At 58.3% G+C, this 15,490-nt stretch carries 14 protein-coding genes; 7 read left to right on the top strand and 7 right to left on the bottom strand.

Features of this window, described 5'->3' with window-relative positions:
• The first annotated feature begins 87 nt into the window (after window positions 1-87).
• Window positions 88-993 carry a carbohydrate kinase family protein gene (locus tag IEX44_RS12580; protein ID WP_188694180.1) on the top strand — a complete coding sequence of 302 codons (906 nt, stop codon included), beginning with the start codon at window positions 88-90 and terminating at the stop codon, window positions 991-993.
• Window positions 994-1,031: 38 nt separating this feature from the next.
• Here IEX44_RS12580 and IEX44_RS12575 read toward each other — a convergent pair whose 3' ends face one another.
• On the bottom strand, window positions 1,032-2,099 hold the full coding sequence (locus IEX44_RS12575; RefSeq protein WP_188694177.1) for a DUF475 domain-containing protein: 1,068 nt from the start codon (window positions 2,097-2,099) through the stop codon (window positions 1,032-1,034).
• A 179-nt stretch (window positions 2,100-2,278) separates the two neighbouring features.
• Here IEX44_RS12575 and IEX44_RS12570 point away from each other — a divergent pair, with 179 nt between their 5' ends.
• Window positions 2,279-3,136, top strand: coding sequence for a PIG-L deacetylase family protein (locus IEX44_RS12570; protein WP_188694175.1), 858 nt, complete (start codon window positions 2,279-2,281; stop codon window positions 3,134-3,136).
• A 190-nt stretch (window positions 3,137-3,326) separates the two neighbouring features.
• Here IEX44_RS12570 and IEX44_RS21325 read toward each other — a convergent pair whose 3' ends face one another.
• Window positions 3,327-3,437, bottom strand: coding sequence for a hypothetical protein (locus IEX44_RS21325; RefSeq protein ID WP_373287794.1), 111 nt, complete (start codon window positions 3,435-3,437; stop codon window positions 3,327-3,329).
• Window positions 3,438-3,773: 336 nt separating this feature from the next.
• On the opposite strand from IEX44_RS21325, the gene IEX44_RS12565 reads away from it, so the two are divergent.
• On the top strand, window positions 3,774-6,590 hold the full coding sequence (locus IEX44_RS12565) for an EAL domain-containing protein (RefSeq protein ID WP_188694172.1): 2,817 nt from the start codon (window positions 3,774-3,776) through the stop codon (window positions 6,588-6,590).
• An 8-nt stretch (window positions 6,591-6,598) separates the two neighbouring features.
• Here the strand turns inward: IEX44_RS12565 and IEX44_RS12560 are convergent, their stop codons facing one another.
• The 4 genes from IEX44_RS12560 to IEX44_RS12545 all read right to left on the bottom strand — a co-directional run bounded on the left by IEX44_RS12560 (window position 6,599) and on the right by IEX44_RS12545 (window position 10,980).
• On the bottom strand, window positions 6,599-8,017 hold the full coding sequence (locus tag IEX44_RS12560; RefSeq protein ID WP_188694169.1) for a 3'-5' exonuclease family protein: 1,419 nt from the start codon (window positions 8,015-8,017) through the stop codon (window positions 6,599-6,601).
• Between the two features lie 75 nt (window positions 8,018-8,092).
• Window positions 8,093-9,808, bottom strand: a complete 1,716-nt coding sequence (locus IEX44_RS12555; protein ID WP_188694167.1) for a proline--tRNA ligase — start codon at window positions 9,806-9,808, stop codon at window positions 8,093-8,095.
• Window positions 9,809-9,919: 111 nt separating this feature from the next.
• Window positions 9,920-10,633: an N-acetylmuramoyl-L-alanine amidase family protein gene (locus IEX44_RS12550; protein ID WP_188694164.1), complete on the bottom strand. Its 714-nt coding sequence runs from the start codon at window positions 10,631-10,633 to the stop codon at window positions 9,920-9,922.
• Window positions 10,633-10,980 (bottom strand): hypothetical protein, encoded by a 348-nt coding sequence (locus IEX44_RS12545; RefSeq protein ID WP_188694161.1) that lies wholly within the window; start codon window positions 10,978-10,980, stop codon window positions 10,633-10,635. The genes IEX44_RS12550 and IEX44_RS12545 overlap by 1 nt, the downstream gene beginning before the upstream one ends.
• Window positions 10,981-11,217: 237 nt before the next feature.
• Here IEX44_RS12545 and IEX44_RS12540 point away from each other — a divergent pair, with 237 nt between their 5' ends.
• Window positions 11,218-12,216, top strand: coding sequence for an imelysin family protein (locus tag IEX44_RS12540; RefSeq protein ID WP_229679042.1), 999 nt, complete (start codon window positions 11,218-11,220; stop codon window positions 12,214-12,216).
• 152 nt (window positions 12,217-12,368) lie between these two features.
• Here the strand turns inward: IEX44_RS12540 and IEX44_RS12535 are convergent, their stop codons facing one another.
• Window positions 12,369-12,557 (bottom strand): tautomerase family protein, encoded by a 189-nt coding sequence (locus IEX44_RS12535; protein WP_188694154.1) that lies wholly within the window; start codon window positions 12,555-12,557, stop codon window positions 12,369-12,371.
• A gap of 144 nt (window positions 12,558-12,701) precedes the next feature.
• Between IEX44_RS12535 and phnD the strand changes: the two genes are divergently transcribed.
• The 3 genes from phnD to IEX44_RS12520 all read left to right on the top strand — a co-directional run bounded on the left by phnD (window position 12,702) and on the right by IEX44_RS12520 (window position 15,458).
• A complete protein-coding gene (gene phnD, locus IEX44_RS12530) occupies window positions 12,702-13,676 on the top strand; it encodes a phosphate/phosphite/phosphonate ABC transporter substrate-binding protein (protein ID WP_188694150.1) in 975 nt (324 codons plus the stop codon).
• A 118-nt stretch (window positions 13,677-13,794) separates the two neighbouring features.
• Window positions 13,795-14,493: a tRNA (N6-threonylcarbamoyladenosine(37)-N6)-methyltransferase TrmO gene (gene tsaA, locus IEX44_RS12525; RefSeq protein ID WP_229679040.1), complete on the top strand. Its 699-nt coding sequence runs from the start codon at window positions 13,795-13,797 to the stop codon at window positions 14,491-14,493.
• The gene (locus IEX44_RS12520) at window positions 14,490-15,458 is read left to right on the top strand and encodes a patatin-like phospholipase family protein (RefSeq protein WP_188694142.1); all 969 of its coding nucleotides are present in this window, start codon (window positions 14,490-14,492) and stop codon (window positions 15,456-15,458) included. Before tsaA ends, IEX44_RS12520 begins: the two co-directional genes overlap by 4 nt.
• The last annotated feature ends 32 nt before the right edge of the window (window positions 15,459-15,490 follow it).

Below are 15,490 nucleotides of genomic sequence, written 5' to 3'. Positions count from 1 at the left end.
TCACCGCAAATGCTCGCGCACTGGGATAATGCTCAGCATTTCCGGCGCACGCCGGCCATTCCCATCGATTTTTCTGGAACAAAGGCAATGAATCCGAAATTTGTCGTATTTGGCGAAGCACTGACCGACTTCATTTCAGAAGGCGATGGCCTGTGGCGTGCCGTACCAGGCGGCTCTTGCTGGAACGTGGCGCGTGTCTCCTCGCGCCTGGGGCTGGCCACGACGTATGCGGGCTCGGTCAGCGCAGATAATTTCGGCGATGATCTGGTCCGTCTGGCTCGCGAATCGGGGCTGGACATGCGTTTCATGCAGCAAGTCGATCGGCCGCCATTCCTGGCCATGGTGCCATCCAAGCACCCGCCACGTTACTTCTTTATTGGCAATGACAGTGCCGATCAACATCTGGATTTCGACCAGTTTCCGCATAACTGGATGAACGACCTGGAGATCGCCCACTTTGGTTGCATCAGCCTCGTGCGCCAGCCGCTGGCCGGCAAGCTGGTCAACACGGCAGAACAGATCAAGGCTCTGGGCAAGCGCATCTGCTTTGACCCCAACTATCGCAACCTGATGGAAGACCCGGGCTACCGCGCCACACTGCAACGCATGAGCGAACTGGCGGATTACATCAAGGTCTCTGACGAAGACCTGCAGCACCTGTTCCCCGGTAAAACCGTCAACGGCGCGCTGGATATTCTGCGGGCCTGGGCACCCGATGCCTGGGTATTGCTGACCAAGGGTGGCGACGGCATGACGCTACTGACCCCGCACGGGGAAGCCAGCCGGCCGGTGTACAAGGTAGAGGTGGCAGATACCGTCGGTGCAGGCGATGCCAGCATGGGCGGGTGGATTGCCAGTGTATTGAACCACCCCGATGCACCATTGCAAACGCATATTGATACGGCTGCTGCAGCAGCGGCAACGGTTTGCCGCCAACACGGCGCCTATGCACCGACGATGGCAGAAGTGCAGGCGTTGATGGCGCAGGGCTGATCATCAGCATCAGAATCTGACAGTTGCGCCGCGTTGCCTCACGGCTTTGCGGCGCCAGCCTTGCGGTCCCGCCGGTTGGCATGCCAGGAATGCAGTGCTGCCAGAATAATCAAAACAGCAGCGATCCCGCCGGTGGCTGCATCAGGTACTTCTGCAATCGGGGCAATCAACATCACGACGGCCAGGGCACCAATCGCCCAGAACGCACCGTGCTCCAGGTAGCGCAATTCGGACAGCGTGCCTTTGTCCACCAGCATCAGCGTGAAACTGCGCACGAACATGGCGCCAATGCCAAGACCGATGGCAATCAGGAAGATATTGCGCGTCAGCGCGAAAGCGCCCAGCACGCCATCAAAGCTGAATGATGCGTCCAGTAGTTCCAGGTAGATAAACCCGCCCCAGCCGGCGCGCACCACACTGCTATCTGAACCCATCAACGCGCTGATGCCGTTGACGACCGTATACGCAATCAAGCCCCATATCCCCGCCAGCAACAAACGCCAGGCCTCGGGCAACGGCAGCGACGCAGCCAGCGCCAGCAAAATCAGCAAGGTCAGCACGACGCCAGCCATTTCCAGTCGCCCCAGCTTCTGCATGGCCCGTTCCAGCGGGCGCAGCCAGTGGCTTTCCTTGTTCTGATTCAAAAAGAAATGCCAGAACACCTGCAGGAGGAACGTCCCGCCAAATGCCATGACCTCAATATGTGCTGACTGCAAGGTGTCGGCGTAACGGTGTGGCGCAACGATGGCCATGGTCAGGACATCGTTGGCGGGCCATTGGCCGCTGGTAATCCATTCATACACAGAGAACGGCCCAGGCAGCGGTGATGCATGCGCGATGATCGCGACAATGACCAGAGGGAACAGCACGCGCATGCCAAAGACGGCGACGATCATGCCCCACACCAGAAAACGCTGCTGCCAGCGTTTATCCCAGTGGCGCAAAATGCTGGCATTGACCACCGCATTGTCAAAACTCAAGCTGGTTTCCAGCAACGCCAGATTGAACGCCGCCCACAAACCGGCACTACCGCCCAGTGCAGCGGCAATAGCCAGCCCGACAACGCTGACCCAGATGGCATGATGGAAGTATTTCAGTGTCTGCATAAGATTTATTGTTTGATCTGTTCTGCGGTTTAACCGGCATTATGCCCTTTTGCCAGCGTCATACAGGACTTTGAGCGGGCGCGCTGGAGCGCCTATACTCGACCTGTTGCGCCGCAGGCACCACCCACAGTGCAACTGGGACGCGGCACGAAACCACGTAAAAAAGGATGGAAACAACAATGAGTCAGGCATACCTCGAACTCGTCAAAGCGCACGACGCGCTACTTCAGAAAAAAGACGCGCCGCTGTACAGCTCGCTGGATGGCTTGAACCCGGCGGCCTCTACCGCCAAAGCCGGTGCGCCGGTGGTCATGATCTTCGCCCCGCACCCGGATGACGAATGCATTATCGGCGCACTGCCGCTGCGTCTTGCCCGCGAAGCCGGCTACCACGTCGTTAACGTCGCAGTGACGCAGGGTTCTAACGCTGCCCGCAAGCAACCGCGTTGGGTCGAACTCTCAAACGCCTGCCAGTATCTTGGGTTCTCGCTGCGCGAGACCATTCCAGGCGGTCTGGGTAATGTGTCGACCAAAACCCGTGATGGCGCCCCCGCAGAATGGGCGGAGAAAGTCGCCGTGATCGCCGCGCTGATCCAGGAGTACAAACCTGCTGTGTGTGTGTTCCCGAACGATAACGACTACCACTCCGCTCACATTGGTACGCATTATCTGACCATGGATGCGCTGGCCAGCATTGGCCATGCCTGCTACGTGGCCAATAGTGAGTTCTGGCGCCAGATGGACAAGCCCAACACGCTGATCGAAACCAATATTCAGGACACCGCCGATCTGATCACTGCATTGTCTTGTCATGTGGGTGAAGTGGAGCGCAACCCGTACCACCTGCGTCTGCCGGGCTGGATGGCCGACAACGTACGCCGTGGCGCTGAAGTCGTCGGTGGCCAGGGTGAAGCCGCGCCAAGCTTCTCGTTCGGTACGCTGTATCGGGTTGAGTATTTCGATGGCAAGGCGATCCAGCCGACCGACAAGAAATTTGTCGTCACTGCGGGCGACGACATCAAAAAACTGTTTGCCTGAGCTCGGGCATCTATCCAATAAAAAAAGCGGCCGCGAAGGCCGCTTTTTTATTGGGTGGATCATCAGCCCAAGCATCAACGCCAGTATCCATGATGTACCGGCACGTAAATGGGGGCAGGCACGACAACACACCCGGCAAGGAGTGCGACCATCATCAGGGCAAGTAGCCATTTCATGATGCACCCTCCCCTCAGTACCGGTGCCAGCAACAAGGCGCCGGCGCCACGATCACCGGAGCCGGTTCAACAACGACCGGGGCTCGTACATAGGCGCGCGGCGGCGGCCCTGCGGGCACCACCATACAGCCGGCCAGCCCGGCAACCAGTCCTATCATGATCAGAACAGTTTTCATCGGCCTCTCCTTATGAGATTCACACTCCAATAACGGATGTGAAAAAAGCGCCGACGACCGCTCTTGTAACAGCATGCACAAGGGGGTGAGCCGTATCACCGTCCACAAAATGTTACGGAACTGCACCACTAACCGGGTATTTGCATTTCGCATATCAAAAACCGGCTAGTATTCAATGGATTTCTTATGTGCGACCGTAAGTAGGCAGCAAGCATAGTGCCAAGCCCGTCCAATCGCCGCCCTGTCACCAGCTCAACCTGAGCGCTGTGGAGGAATGAAGTCGCCATGCCCGTTTCGCGCTGGATCTACATCAAGCGTATTTTGCCGATCGCCTGGCCTTACATGCTCATTGTCTCGCTGCTGGTGCTGCTGCAATGGGCGTGTCTGGATATTCTTTCGGCGGGGCGCGCGTTTGTCGGCGGGGAAAGCTTGTGGTCCAAAGGGCAGAAAGATGCGATTTATTTTCTGGATCGCTACGCCTCCACGCTGGATGAACGTGAGTATCAAGCCTATCTGACTGCCCTGGCCATTCCACAAGGGGACGAACGCGCCCGCCGTGCACTGGATATCAGCGAGCCTGATCTTTACACCGCGCGGGAAGGTTTGCTGGCCGGTGGCATCCTGCCGGAAGACATCCCTGGCATGATCCGGTTGTTCCGCAATTTCCGTCATGTGCCATTTGTAAACCGGTCAATTGAACTGTGGGCCCAAGGCGACGACTACCTGGCCCAGCTACAACGATTGGCTGAGGAATTGCATACCCACGCCAATCAGGGTGATCTGCAAGCTGCCCGAATCTTGCAGATCCGCACGGCGATCCAGAACATCAACAAAAAACTGACCCCGATTGAGCGCGAGTTCTCTGAGAGCATCGCCATCGGCCTGCGCATGACAGGCACCTGGATCGCGATTGCTTATCTGCTAGCCGCTGTATTGCTGGTTTATCTGGCGTTGCGCCGGACTGCGCGTTTTCTGGATCAACGCAACCAGGCTGAAGAAGCTTTACGCGCTAGCGAAGCCCGCTTTCAGCGTGCCGTGGGCGGTAGTAACGATGGCATTTGGGACTGGGACCTTCTGACCGGTCACGCCTGGTTCTCCCCACGCTTCCGGCATTTACTGGGCGTTACCGATGAAGAACTGCCCAACCGGGCTGATGCCTGGCTGGCTCGCGTCCACCCGGAAGACAAAAACGTCATTCTCAATGCACACCGCCGTCACTTCAATGACGGCGAACCCCACGATATTGAATATCGCGTACGGACTGGCCAGGCGTTTGAAAGTGCTTACCGCTGGTTCCGGGTGCGAGGTCGGGCATTTTTTGACGACGCCGGCAATCCGGTACGCATGGCGGGTTCATTCACTGATATTACCCGGGCCAAAACTGCAGAAGCCGCGCTTCACCGCGAGAAGGAAAAAGCCCAGGTCACGCTGGCGTCCATTGTCGACGCTGTGATCACGACCGATACGGTCGGTCGGGTGGAATACATGAACCCGGCGGCAGAGCGCATGATCGGCATCGCGCTGGATAAAGCCGTGCACCAGCCGCTTGATACCTTGTTCAAGGCCATGGACCCAGGTCACGAAAACGCGGCCGTGTCTTTGCTGGGCGAGATCCGCAACTATGAAATTGCGCCGCTGGAGCGTGACCTCAATATCATCCGCAACGATGGCACCGAGATTTCGGTCAACCGGGCGATTTCTCCGGTGCATGATCGCGAAGGCCGCGTGGCGGGGGTTGTGCTGGTGCTCCATGACGTCACGCGAGAACGCCAGTACGCCGCCAGCCTGTCCTGGCAGGCCAGTCACGACGCACTCACTGGCCTTGTGAACCGGCGTGAATTCGAGCGGCGCTTGTCGGGCCTGCATGCACGCCTGGTACAGCGACCGGGCGAACATGCGCTGATGTTTCTTGATCTGGACCAATTCAAGATTGTGAACGATACCTGTGGGCACGCTGCGGGCGACGAGTTGCTGCGCCAACTCTCCAGCGCGCTGCAACAGCATCTGCGCCAGTCGGATACCCTGGCGCGCATTGGCGGCGATGAGTTTGGCGTATTGCTGGAAAACTGCCAGGTTGACGCTGCGTTGCGGATTGGCGAAACCTTGCGCCAGACAGTGCTGGACTTCCCCTATTCGTTTGGCAATCAGTCATTCACTGTCGGCGTGAGCATTGGTCTGGTGGAGTTGGCCGACGCCTCCATGGTGCCGGAAGAGGCCCTGCGCGCGGCCGATGCGGCCTGTTATATGGCCAAAGAAAAGGGTCGCAACCGGGTACAACGGTACTCGCCGCAAGATAGCGAAGTCAGTCTGCGCCATGGCGAAATGGAATGGGTAAACCGGCTGCGTCGCGCGCTGGAAAAAAACCAGTTCCGTTTGTATGCCCAGGAAGTCGTGCGTTTGCAGCCTGGCCCTTCGGCACGCCATGTCGAAGTCTTGTTGCGACTGGCCGCTGACAATGGCGAGATCATCCCGCCCATGGCGTTTATTCCGGCAGCCGAGCGTTATGGCCTGATGCCCGAGATTGACCGCTGGGTGCTGCGCAATACGCTGGAAACACTCAGCGCACGCGATCGTGCCGGGCTGGAGGCACTGGCGGTGTGCGCCATTAATCTCTCCGGCACATCGATTGGAGATGAACACTTTTTGGGCTACGCGCTAGACCAGATCACCCGCAGCGGTGTCGACGCCTCGCGTCTTTGTTTTGAGTTGACCGAGACCGCCGCAATCGCCAGCCTGACTCGTGCCACTCATTTCATGCAGCAACTCTCTGCGCTGGGTTGCAAATTTGCACTGGATGACTTCGGTGCCGGTATGTCGTCATTTGGCTATCTGAAGCACTTGCCGGTGGATTACCTGAAGATTGACGGTGGCTTTGTCAAAGACATGCTCAATGATCCGATCGACCGCGCGATGGTCGGGGCCATCAATGAAATTGGCCACCTGATGGGCAAGAAGACGGTGGCCGAGTTCGTCGAAAACCAGGCCATCGCCGAAGAGTTACGCCGGCTGGGTGTGGATTTCGGTCAGGGATATGGTTTGGCCATGCCTGAGCCCTTCCGGCTGATGCAAAGTGATCTTTCCACCGACAGCCGCGCCGCTTGATTGCCCACTCAGTACAAGGTGACCAGTGCGTAGTGACCCCGTTTGAGTTCGGTCTTGATCAGCTTGAAGACATCAATATCGAACGCCGGACGCGGGTTGGCCAGGACATCAGCCAATTCGCTGGCCTCATTCACCGTCCCCAGCCAGCACCACTGATCGACCACCTGCATGGGCGCATCTTCATGCTTGCCCTCGCGCAGACCGACCGGACCAGGGAACGGCCATTCGGTCAGTGTCTGTTTGGCCAGCGCCGCCAACAACCGCGCGTTGTGCACCGATAACGGCTCTTTGCCAACACAAGCGCCCCGGCACTGATGCAATTGCGCGCCAAAACACGGGCCGCTGCCCGAGCGCGGTTTGGCTTCCAGCCCCAGCACTTGCCGGCACAAACCGTTGCCTTCCACAATCTTGGTTAGCACGTTCTGTGCTTCACGCTTGCTGCGATAGGGTCCGAACACAAAAGGACGCGTGCCCGTGGGCACCGGCTCAAGTTCTTCCAGCGCCACCAGACAGGGCACCAGCGCGCCGGCAGCCGTCTCGTCCAGTCGCCAAACGCATAACTCACGCGTGCGGCGCAGCTGCTGGTTCATGAGCGGTGTCCGCGTCTTGATCAGCTGCATCTCCAGCAACAGCGCGCCCAGTTCCCCTGCGGTTTCTTGCCAGTCAATGCGACGCAGTTGGTGCGCCAGTTGCATTTCTTTGCCGGCACGGTGATCGGCGGCAAAGTGGCTCAGTACACGCTTGCGGATATTGGTGCTCTTGCCCACATACAAAAGCGCGTCGTTATCACCATAAAACAGATACACACCCACCGTTTCCGGCAGATCATCGACCATGGCGGGATCGATACCCGGCGGCAAGGCCGGCTGGCGCAACATATCCGCCATCGCGGCCTGCACGGCCTGCGCACCCAGATCCTGGGTCGCAGCGTCCAGAAATTGCTGCAGCAACACGGCATCAGTCAGCGCGCGATGGCGATCACCCGCCATGGCCAGCCCATGACGGGCGACCAGCGCATCCAGGCTGTGTTTGTACTCGGCCGGGTATAACTTGCGAGAGAGCTTGACGGTACACAGCACTTTGGCCCGGAACGAAATACCAACGCGTTTGAATTCGTTCTTGAGAAAACCGTAATCAAAGCGCGCATTGTGAGCAATGAATACCCGGCCGGCGAGTCTACCCAACAGGTCATGGGCGACTTCAGCGAACGTCGGGGCGTCAGCCACCATGTCATTGCTGATCCCCGTCAGGCTCTGAATAAACGGCGGGATGCTCTTCTGCGGATTCACAAGGCACGTCCACGACCGCACGCCGTGCTCGTCAATCTGCACAAGGCCGATCTCGGTAATCCGGTCATGCGTGGCATTGGCGCCGGTGGTTTCCAGATCCACCAGCACCAGCGGTTCGGCGTAATACGCGTTGTTCATCCTGAGGCTCAAAAAACAGTGGCCGGTGACGCCTGAGCGCCACCGGCCGGATACATCGGGCCAGATCCGTGTCGATCAGGCCAGTTGTTTGCGGGCAAAGCTCACAGCGTCAGCCAGTGCAATCTTTTGCATCTCGCCACCCGCGCGCGCCACATACTCCACAAGACCATCCGCCAGACCCTTGTCGCCAATGGTGATCCGGTGCGGAATACCGATGAGTTCCATATCCGCAAACATGGAGCCCGGGCGCTCATTGCGATCATCCAGCAGCACATCCACACCTGCAGCCTTCAAGTCAGCGTAAAGCTGGTCCGCTGCGGTCTTGACGGCCTCGGAACGGTGATAGCCAACGGCAACCACAGCCAGTGCAAACGGTGCCATGGCCTGGGTGAAGATGATGCCGCGCTCATCGTAGTTTTGTTCAATGGCGGCGGCCACAATGCGTGATACACCAATGCCATAGCAGCCCATTTCGAAGAACTTCGGCTGGCCGTCTTCCGCCACGTAAGTGGCGTTCATGGCTTCGGAATACTTGGTGCGCAACTGGAAGATATGGCCGACTTCAATACCACGGCACAGTTCCAGTTTGCCCTTGCCGTCCGGCGATGGGTCGCCCGACACCACATTGCGGATGTCCGCCACGGCGTTGGGTTCTGGCAGATCACGGCCAAAGTTCACGCCAGCAATGTGGAACTTGGGTTTGTTGGCGCCGCAAACAAAGTCGCTCATCACGGCAACAGAGCGATCCGCGATCACTGAAATGTTGTCGGTATCGAGCCCAATTGGGCCGAGAAAGCCTGGCGGGCAATTGAAGACCGCGCGGATTTCTTCCTCCGTGGCAAAGCGGAACTCGCCACCAACTGCCTTGGCCAACTTCACTTCGTTCAGCGTGTGATCGCCACGCAGCAGCACAACGAAAAACTCTTCTGCCTCACCACCGACCAGCGCAATCAACTTCACGGTACGCTCAATGCCAACACCCATCAGCTCAGCCACGGCTTCGCAGGTGGTTTGTTTGGGCGTGTCGATATCACGCATGGCCTCTGCCGGCGCAGCGCGCGGGGTGGTCGGCGCCAGGGCCTCGGCCAGTTCTACGTTGGCGGCAAAATCGGAATCCGGCGCGTAGGCCAGGATATCTTCACCAGCATCGGCCAGCACCTGGAACTCATGGCTGCCATCGCCACCAATGGCACCGGTATCGGCAGCCACGGCGCGGAACTTCAGGCCCAGGCGGGTAAAGATGTTGGAGTACGCGGTGTACATCTTGCCGTAGGACACCTGCAGACCGGCAAAGTCAGCATCGAACGAGTACGCGTCTTTCATCACGAATTCACGTGCACGCATCACGCCAAAGCGCGGGCGTATTTCGTCACGGAACTTCACCTGCACCTGGTACATGTTCACCGGCAATTGCTTGTAGGAACGCAGCTCGGAACGGGCGATGTCGGTGATGACTTCTTCGTGGGTCGGGCCAAAACAGAAATCGCGCTCATGACGATCCTTGATCTTGAGCATTTGCGGGCCAAACAAAGCCCAGCGACCGGTTTCTTGCCACAGTTCAGCGGGCTGGATGGTCGGCATCAGCAATTCTTGCGCGCCAGCGGCGTTCATTTCGTCGCGCACAATCTCTTCGACCTTGCGCAATACGCGCATGCCCAGCGGCATCCAGGTATACAGGCCCGAGCCAAGCTTCTTGATCAGCCCGGCGCGCACCATCAACTTGTGCGAAGTCAGTTCGGCCTCGGAAGGCGCTTCTTTCAGGGTGTTGAGATAAAGCTGGGAGGTACGCATTGTTGGTCGGTCTGTAGAGGAATCTGCAAACCGCCAATTGTAGCGTGAAGGTGGCGTGGCGTGTGGGCCGGCGAGAGGGTTAAAACCCGCAAAAAACCGGCTGCAGGGCGCTTACTTCTTCATGCAATCGCCAATAGCCGCAATCACGGCATCGGCGATCTTGTTGCGGGTCGTGATCTGGTCGAGTGTTTTGGCTTCGTCACGGTTCACGATCACACCAGACTCGAGCAACAGTGCGGGCATGGTGGTGGCACGCAACACAACAAAATCCGCAGCATAAACGCCATCGGCCTGATCGACCCACTCGCGGCTTTCGCCTTCGATTTTCTCCGCATGGCTGACATTGACCTCAAAGCCCTGGGTTTTCATCTGCGCACCCAGCGCTTTGGCGCAAGCCAGGCTCTTTGTGTACTGCGGATTGATCTTGCTCACGAACACGGAAAAACCGTGGGTACGATCAGAATATTTCTGCTTCTGGCCGTCGACTTCCCATTCTTGAATGAATTGGGGTTGGGTCGAGTCGTGGTGCAAAGAGACGAACACGTCGGCGCCTTCTGCGGCTTTGGCACGTTTTTGCAGGTCCTTGCTCTGGCCATCATCACCAATCAGCCGCACGGTGTAACCGGCCGCCAGCAGGCGCTCGGTCAATACATCAGCCAGCTTGCTGTTGTAGGTGAATTCGGTGACGCCATAGGCACTGGTGGCCCCCGGCGCATCAAGGTAATGGCCGACGTCGACCGCCACCGTCAGCGGGCGCGGCTTGGCCATGACCGCTGGCGCGACAACGACACAGACCAGCGCCAGCGTGGCAAGAACCTTGTTCATTATTCGTTTCCCGGTGCGGCCGGCGCAGCGGCTGCCAGTTGGGCACGGCGCGCGGCAATCTTGCCACGCAAGAAGTTCATCATGACGGTGTCACGCAGCCAGATCAGCACAAACAGCCAGACCAGCAAGACAGCCATATAGGGGAAAGAATTGTTGGTGACTTGGGGTGCCACAACATGCAGCACCGGGTTGATCCCGAACTGCACTGATACCAGTACGGCCAACAACAGAACGACGGTAGAGATCAGCCGCTCTTTGACGAAAGTACCACGCAGCAAAACGCGTTGTTCCCAGCGGGTCAGCCCTTGCAGTTCAGGCACGTCATCGGGGCGGAAATAAAAAGCCATGGTGTTGCATCCATCAAGATCACTTTATGAGCGCGCCAGTGTCACCCGACAAGCGCCAAAAATCAAGGAAGCCGCAAGACGTTTGCGAGGGCGGTCAGTCAGGTTATGATGGCCGGCGCAGTCTGCAGGAATAACCGATAAAACAAACGGATAGACCACAAGCACTGGATGGTCGCCGGTTCATGATGGATGGATCGAGACATGAAGTACTGCATTCCCGCCTTGCCTTGTCTTCTCATGCTGTTGATTTCCCCTGCCCAGGCAGAACTGACCGGGGCCCAGACCAGCGATCTCAGCCAGAGCCTGTTCAATGATGTCGCCATGCCGGCCCAGCGCGCACTGGCCGACAACACTGCACAACTCGCCAGCAGCATGAATGCGCTGTGCGCCAATCCGGACGACACAACCCTGGCAGCGGCCCAGAGCGCCTGGAAGAATACGAGCAATACCTGGAGCCGCATTGCGCCGCTCCACCTTGGCCCCAATCGTCAACACGACGTCATGATGACGTTCGAAGCCGCCGCCGTAGATGACGCGCTGCTCAAGAAAACCATCGCCACAACGCCTGATGATCCGGTCTCGCCCAAGTCAGTATTTGAGTCTGCCCGGCTTCCGGCCGGTGCCAGTGGCTTGCCTGCGCTGGAAAAACTGCTCTTCGCCGACAGCAAGGCATCGGCGCTGCCGGCTTTACAGAAAGGCAAAAGCTGCCAGTTCGGCCGCTGGGTGGCTGGCGGTATGGCGCGGCGCGGTCAGACGCTTGTTTTTGAGTGGAACTCGCTGGCCGAAGGCATGAAATACAACCCGGCCTATCACACACCCTTTCTGACTGATGCATTGAAGAACGCCGCTACAGGTGCCCGCACTATTGCAACCCACCAACTCGCTGCAGGTGAGCTATCGCCGACGCCCGATTTTTTTCCGGGCTGGCGTGCCGGGACCAGCAAAGCAGATGTGGTTGCCAGTGTGGATGGCATTGAATACGTGTTGCTGGGTTCGCCGTCAGGCCTGGGGTTTGACGACGTACTGATCGCCCAGGATCATCAGGACATTGTGGATGGCCTGAAGGAAAGGCTCATCAATACCCGTCTCGCGCTCACCGCACTCCCTGGCAACTACGCCACCCAGCCTGGTGCCAGCCGTGGCGAAATCGTCATCCTGCAACGACGCTTGAACGAACTGGCGGACTACATCGAGGGCCCGATGACAAACGCGATGGGCGTACCGTTCAGGAAGTGAGGCGCACCACCGGCATGCAGTACGTCAGGTTCGAGATCAGAGTCCAATCCGGCGCAGGCCACTTTTCACGGTCCTGGCCGGATTTCCGCCTCTACATGGCACGTCAAGCGGAATAGCAAAACCAGGCGTGACCGACAAGGCCGGTCAGGCTGTCACCCGTTCCCGTCCAGCAACGCCCCACCCCACCCCCAGTTTTCTTCCGGGGTTTCATCAAAATTCACAATGACATATTGCTTTGGCTTGTTTGCCACACGTCCCATGGTGTCGGTGATTTCCTCAACGATCTGTTTCTTCTGATCACGAGAAAGCTCACCGGCAATCTTGATGTTGATAAACGGCATGATCTGACTCCGGTCATTACACAAATAAAAGCATCCGACTAGCGCGCAACACCGCCTTACCGGTGCGCGCCACTTGTCATTCAATCGTCACAATCGGCTTGTAAGCTCGCGCACTTATTAGAAAATAAGCAAAGGCTTAAAGTCATGTCACCGCGCGCGCTCTTCCTGGTACTCTCACTGGTGACCGCCACTGCGCACGCCGCCCACCCGGAAATTGTCATGGGCGTGCTGGCCAGTCGCGGCGTGGAAGAAGCCGAAGCAGACTGGCAACCTATCGTGGACGATCTGTCGGCTGCCACCGGCCAGAATGTCAAACTGGTTGCACTCAAGACCGAGCAGGAACTCTTGTCCGAATTTGGTCAGAACCACATCCAGATTGCGCGACTGGGTACGCAAGCAGCACTGACCAGCGTAGAGCAAAAACAGGGGCAAATCTTTGCCCGGCTGGCACTCACCGGTGGCGTGTCCGAGTTCCGCTCTGTGTTGTTAACGCGCAAGGACGGGCCGGCCTCGCTGGATGAAGTACTGCGTCAGCCCAAGCATTGGCGTTATGCCACAGGGACGCAAGACTCCACAGCCAACTATCTGATCCCTCAGTACTACGCCTTCGCCAAGAACAACGTGCTGGTTACGCAGTTTTTCAATCAGATCAGCAATGGCGCCAGCGAAGACAACTTTCGTGCGCTGGTTGATCGCCGGGCTGATGTCGCCTCCACCAACAGCGATGACCTTGAAAAACTGCACGACAAATATCCACGTGACTATCAGCAACTGCGCGTGATCTGGGAGTCGCCAGCGTTCTCCTATGATCCGTTGATCATGCGCAAGGATCTGCCGCCCGCCATGCAACAGAAGATCAGCCAGTTCTTTCTGAACTATGGCCGCAAAGGCGCCAACGCCACGCATGAAAAAGAAAAGCTGTACTACGCCGATGAACTGTCCGGTTTTTTGCCCTCCAGCAACCGCCAACTGCGTGAAGTGACCGATCTGCAACTGTTCTACGCCCTGTTCCAATTGGCGCTGGACAAAAACAGCAGCGCTGCTGCTTCGGCACAGACTGAGAAAACGCTCTACCGCCGCTACAACGATCTGGTTGGCGTATTGGGCGGTGCCCGCTAGGCGGGGTAGATTTACCCCTGGACAAACAAACAGGCCCTGAACCGGGCCTGTTTTGTTTTATGGCCAGATGTCGCACCCGCATGGGCAAACCGCGGCCACAGTGGCAAAATCGCCCCCCGTGACCGACAATCTCCATACTTTCTCGCCCATAGGCCATCTGCGTACGCCGTTTGCCGACAAGTTTGGCATTCCGCGCCAGCCCAGTCTGGCCCCACACGCAATTGCCACGCTGCAATTACTCCCCCCTTATGACCGCCCGGAAGCCGTACGCGGGCTGGAGGATTTCAGCCATGTCTGGCTGACTTTTGTATTCCACCAGACGGCTGGCCAGTGGAGCCCCACTGTGCGTCCGCCGCGCCTTGGTGGCAATCAGCGCGTGGGCGTGTTTGCCACGAGATCCCCATTTCGGCCCAATCCCCTGGGCTTGTCGCTGGTCGAACTGGTGGGTGTCGATACAACAGACAAGGTCACACTGACCTTCCGTGGTGTAGACCTTGTGGATGGCACGCCCATTCTGGATATCAAGCCGTATATTCCCTACGCCGAAAGCAGGCCTGATGCCAGAAGCGGCTTTGTTGGCGGCGCCCCAGAGCGGTTGGAAGTCATCTTCAGCCCAGCCGCGCAGACACAGTGTGCAAAGTGCCAAACCAGCCATCCGCATCTGGCTGAACTCATTACCGAAGTACTTGCCCAAGACCCGCGCCCGGCTTATGCCGATGATCCGCAACGGGTTTATGGCATCCGCCTGTATGAATTTGATGTGAAATGGCGCTGCGATGGCCGCAGCGCTTTTGTTGAATCGCTGGATACCCCATGAAACGCTTGCAGTCCCTGTCCTTGCCCGCCCTCATCGCCACCGCCGTGCTATTGGGCGCATGTGCTGCCAACCCGCCCACGCAGGTTGCGGTGACACCCACGCCCGCACCGCTGCCACCGTCCCCGCCGGTGAAGGTCAAAGTCGGGCTGGCACTGGGCGGTGGTGCCGCCAAGGGCTTCGCCCATATCGGCGTGATCAAGATGCTCGAAGCCAATGGCATTGTGCCGGATGAGGTCTCTGGCACCAGCGCGGGTAGCGTGGTGGGCAGCCTGTACGCCAGCGGTCTGGATGCGTTTGCGCTGCAAGAGCGCGCATTCGCGCTGGATCAATCTTCGGTTCGTGACGTCAGCTTGCTCTCGGGTGGTCTTGTCAAAGGCCAGAAGCTGCAGGATTACGTGAACCAGCTCGTCGCCAATCGCCCGATCGAGAAACTGCCCAAACCGTTTGCCGCAGTGGCAACAGAGCTGGAAACCGGTAATCGCATTGTGTTTGTACGCGGCAATACCGGTCAGGCTGTACGCGCCTCAAGCAGCGTGCCAGGTGTGTTCGAGCCAGTACTCATCAGCGGCAAACACTATGTCGATGGCGGCGTCGTCAGCCCGGTGCCGGTCGATGCTGCGCGCCAGTTGGGCGCAGACTTTGTCATTGCTGTGGATATCTCGGCCAAGGCCAATGGCAAGAATCCTGCCGGTCTCGTCAGTATCGTTACGCAGTCTATCGCCATCATGGGCCAGAAGCTGGGTGAGCAAGAACTGACGCGCGCCGATATCGTGATCCGTCCCAAGGTCGGCCAGATCGGCCCGACTGATTTTGACCAGAAAAATCAGGCCATTCTGGAGGGTGAACGCGCCGCCCTGGCGGCCATGCCAGAGATCAAAAAGAAGCTGGAAGAAAAGCGTCAGCAGATGATCAACAAACAGTTGAACTCCGTGCGCGCCACGCAGCTGGCCCACCCCGCAGGCTGATCTATAACAAGGGCGCCTTTTGCGCAAAGGGC

Origin of the sequence: Silvimonas amylolytica (assembly GCF_014645555.1) — a bacterium.
Taxonomy (GTDB): Bacteria; Pseudomonadota; Gammaproteobacteria; order Burkholderiales; family Chitinibacteraceae; genus Silvimonas; species Silvimonas amylolytica.
This window is presented reverse-complemented; position numbering and strand designations above follow the sequence as displayed.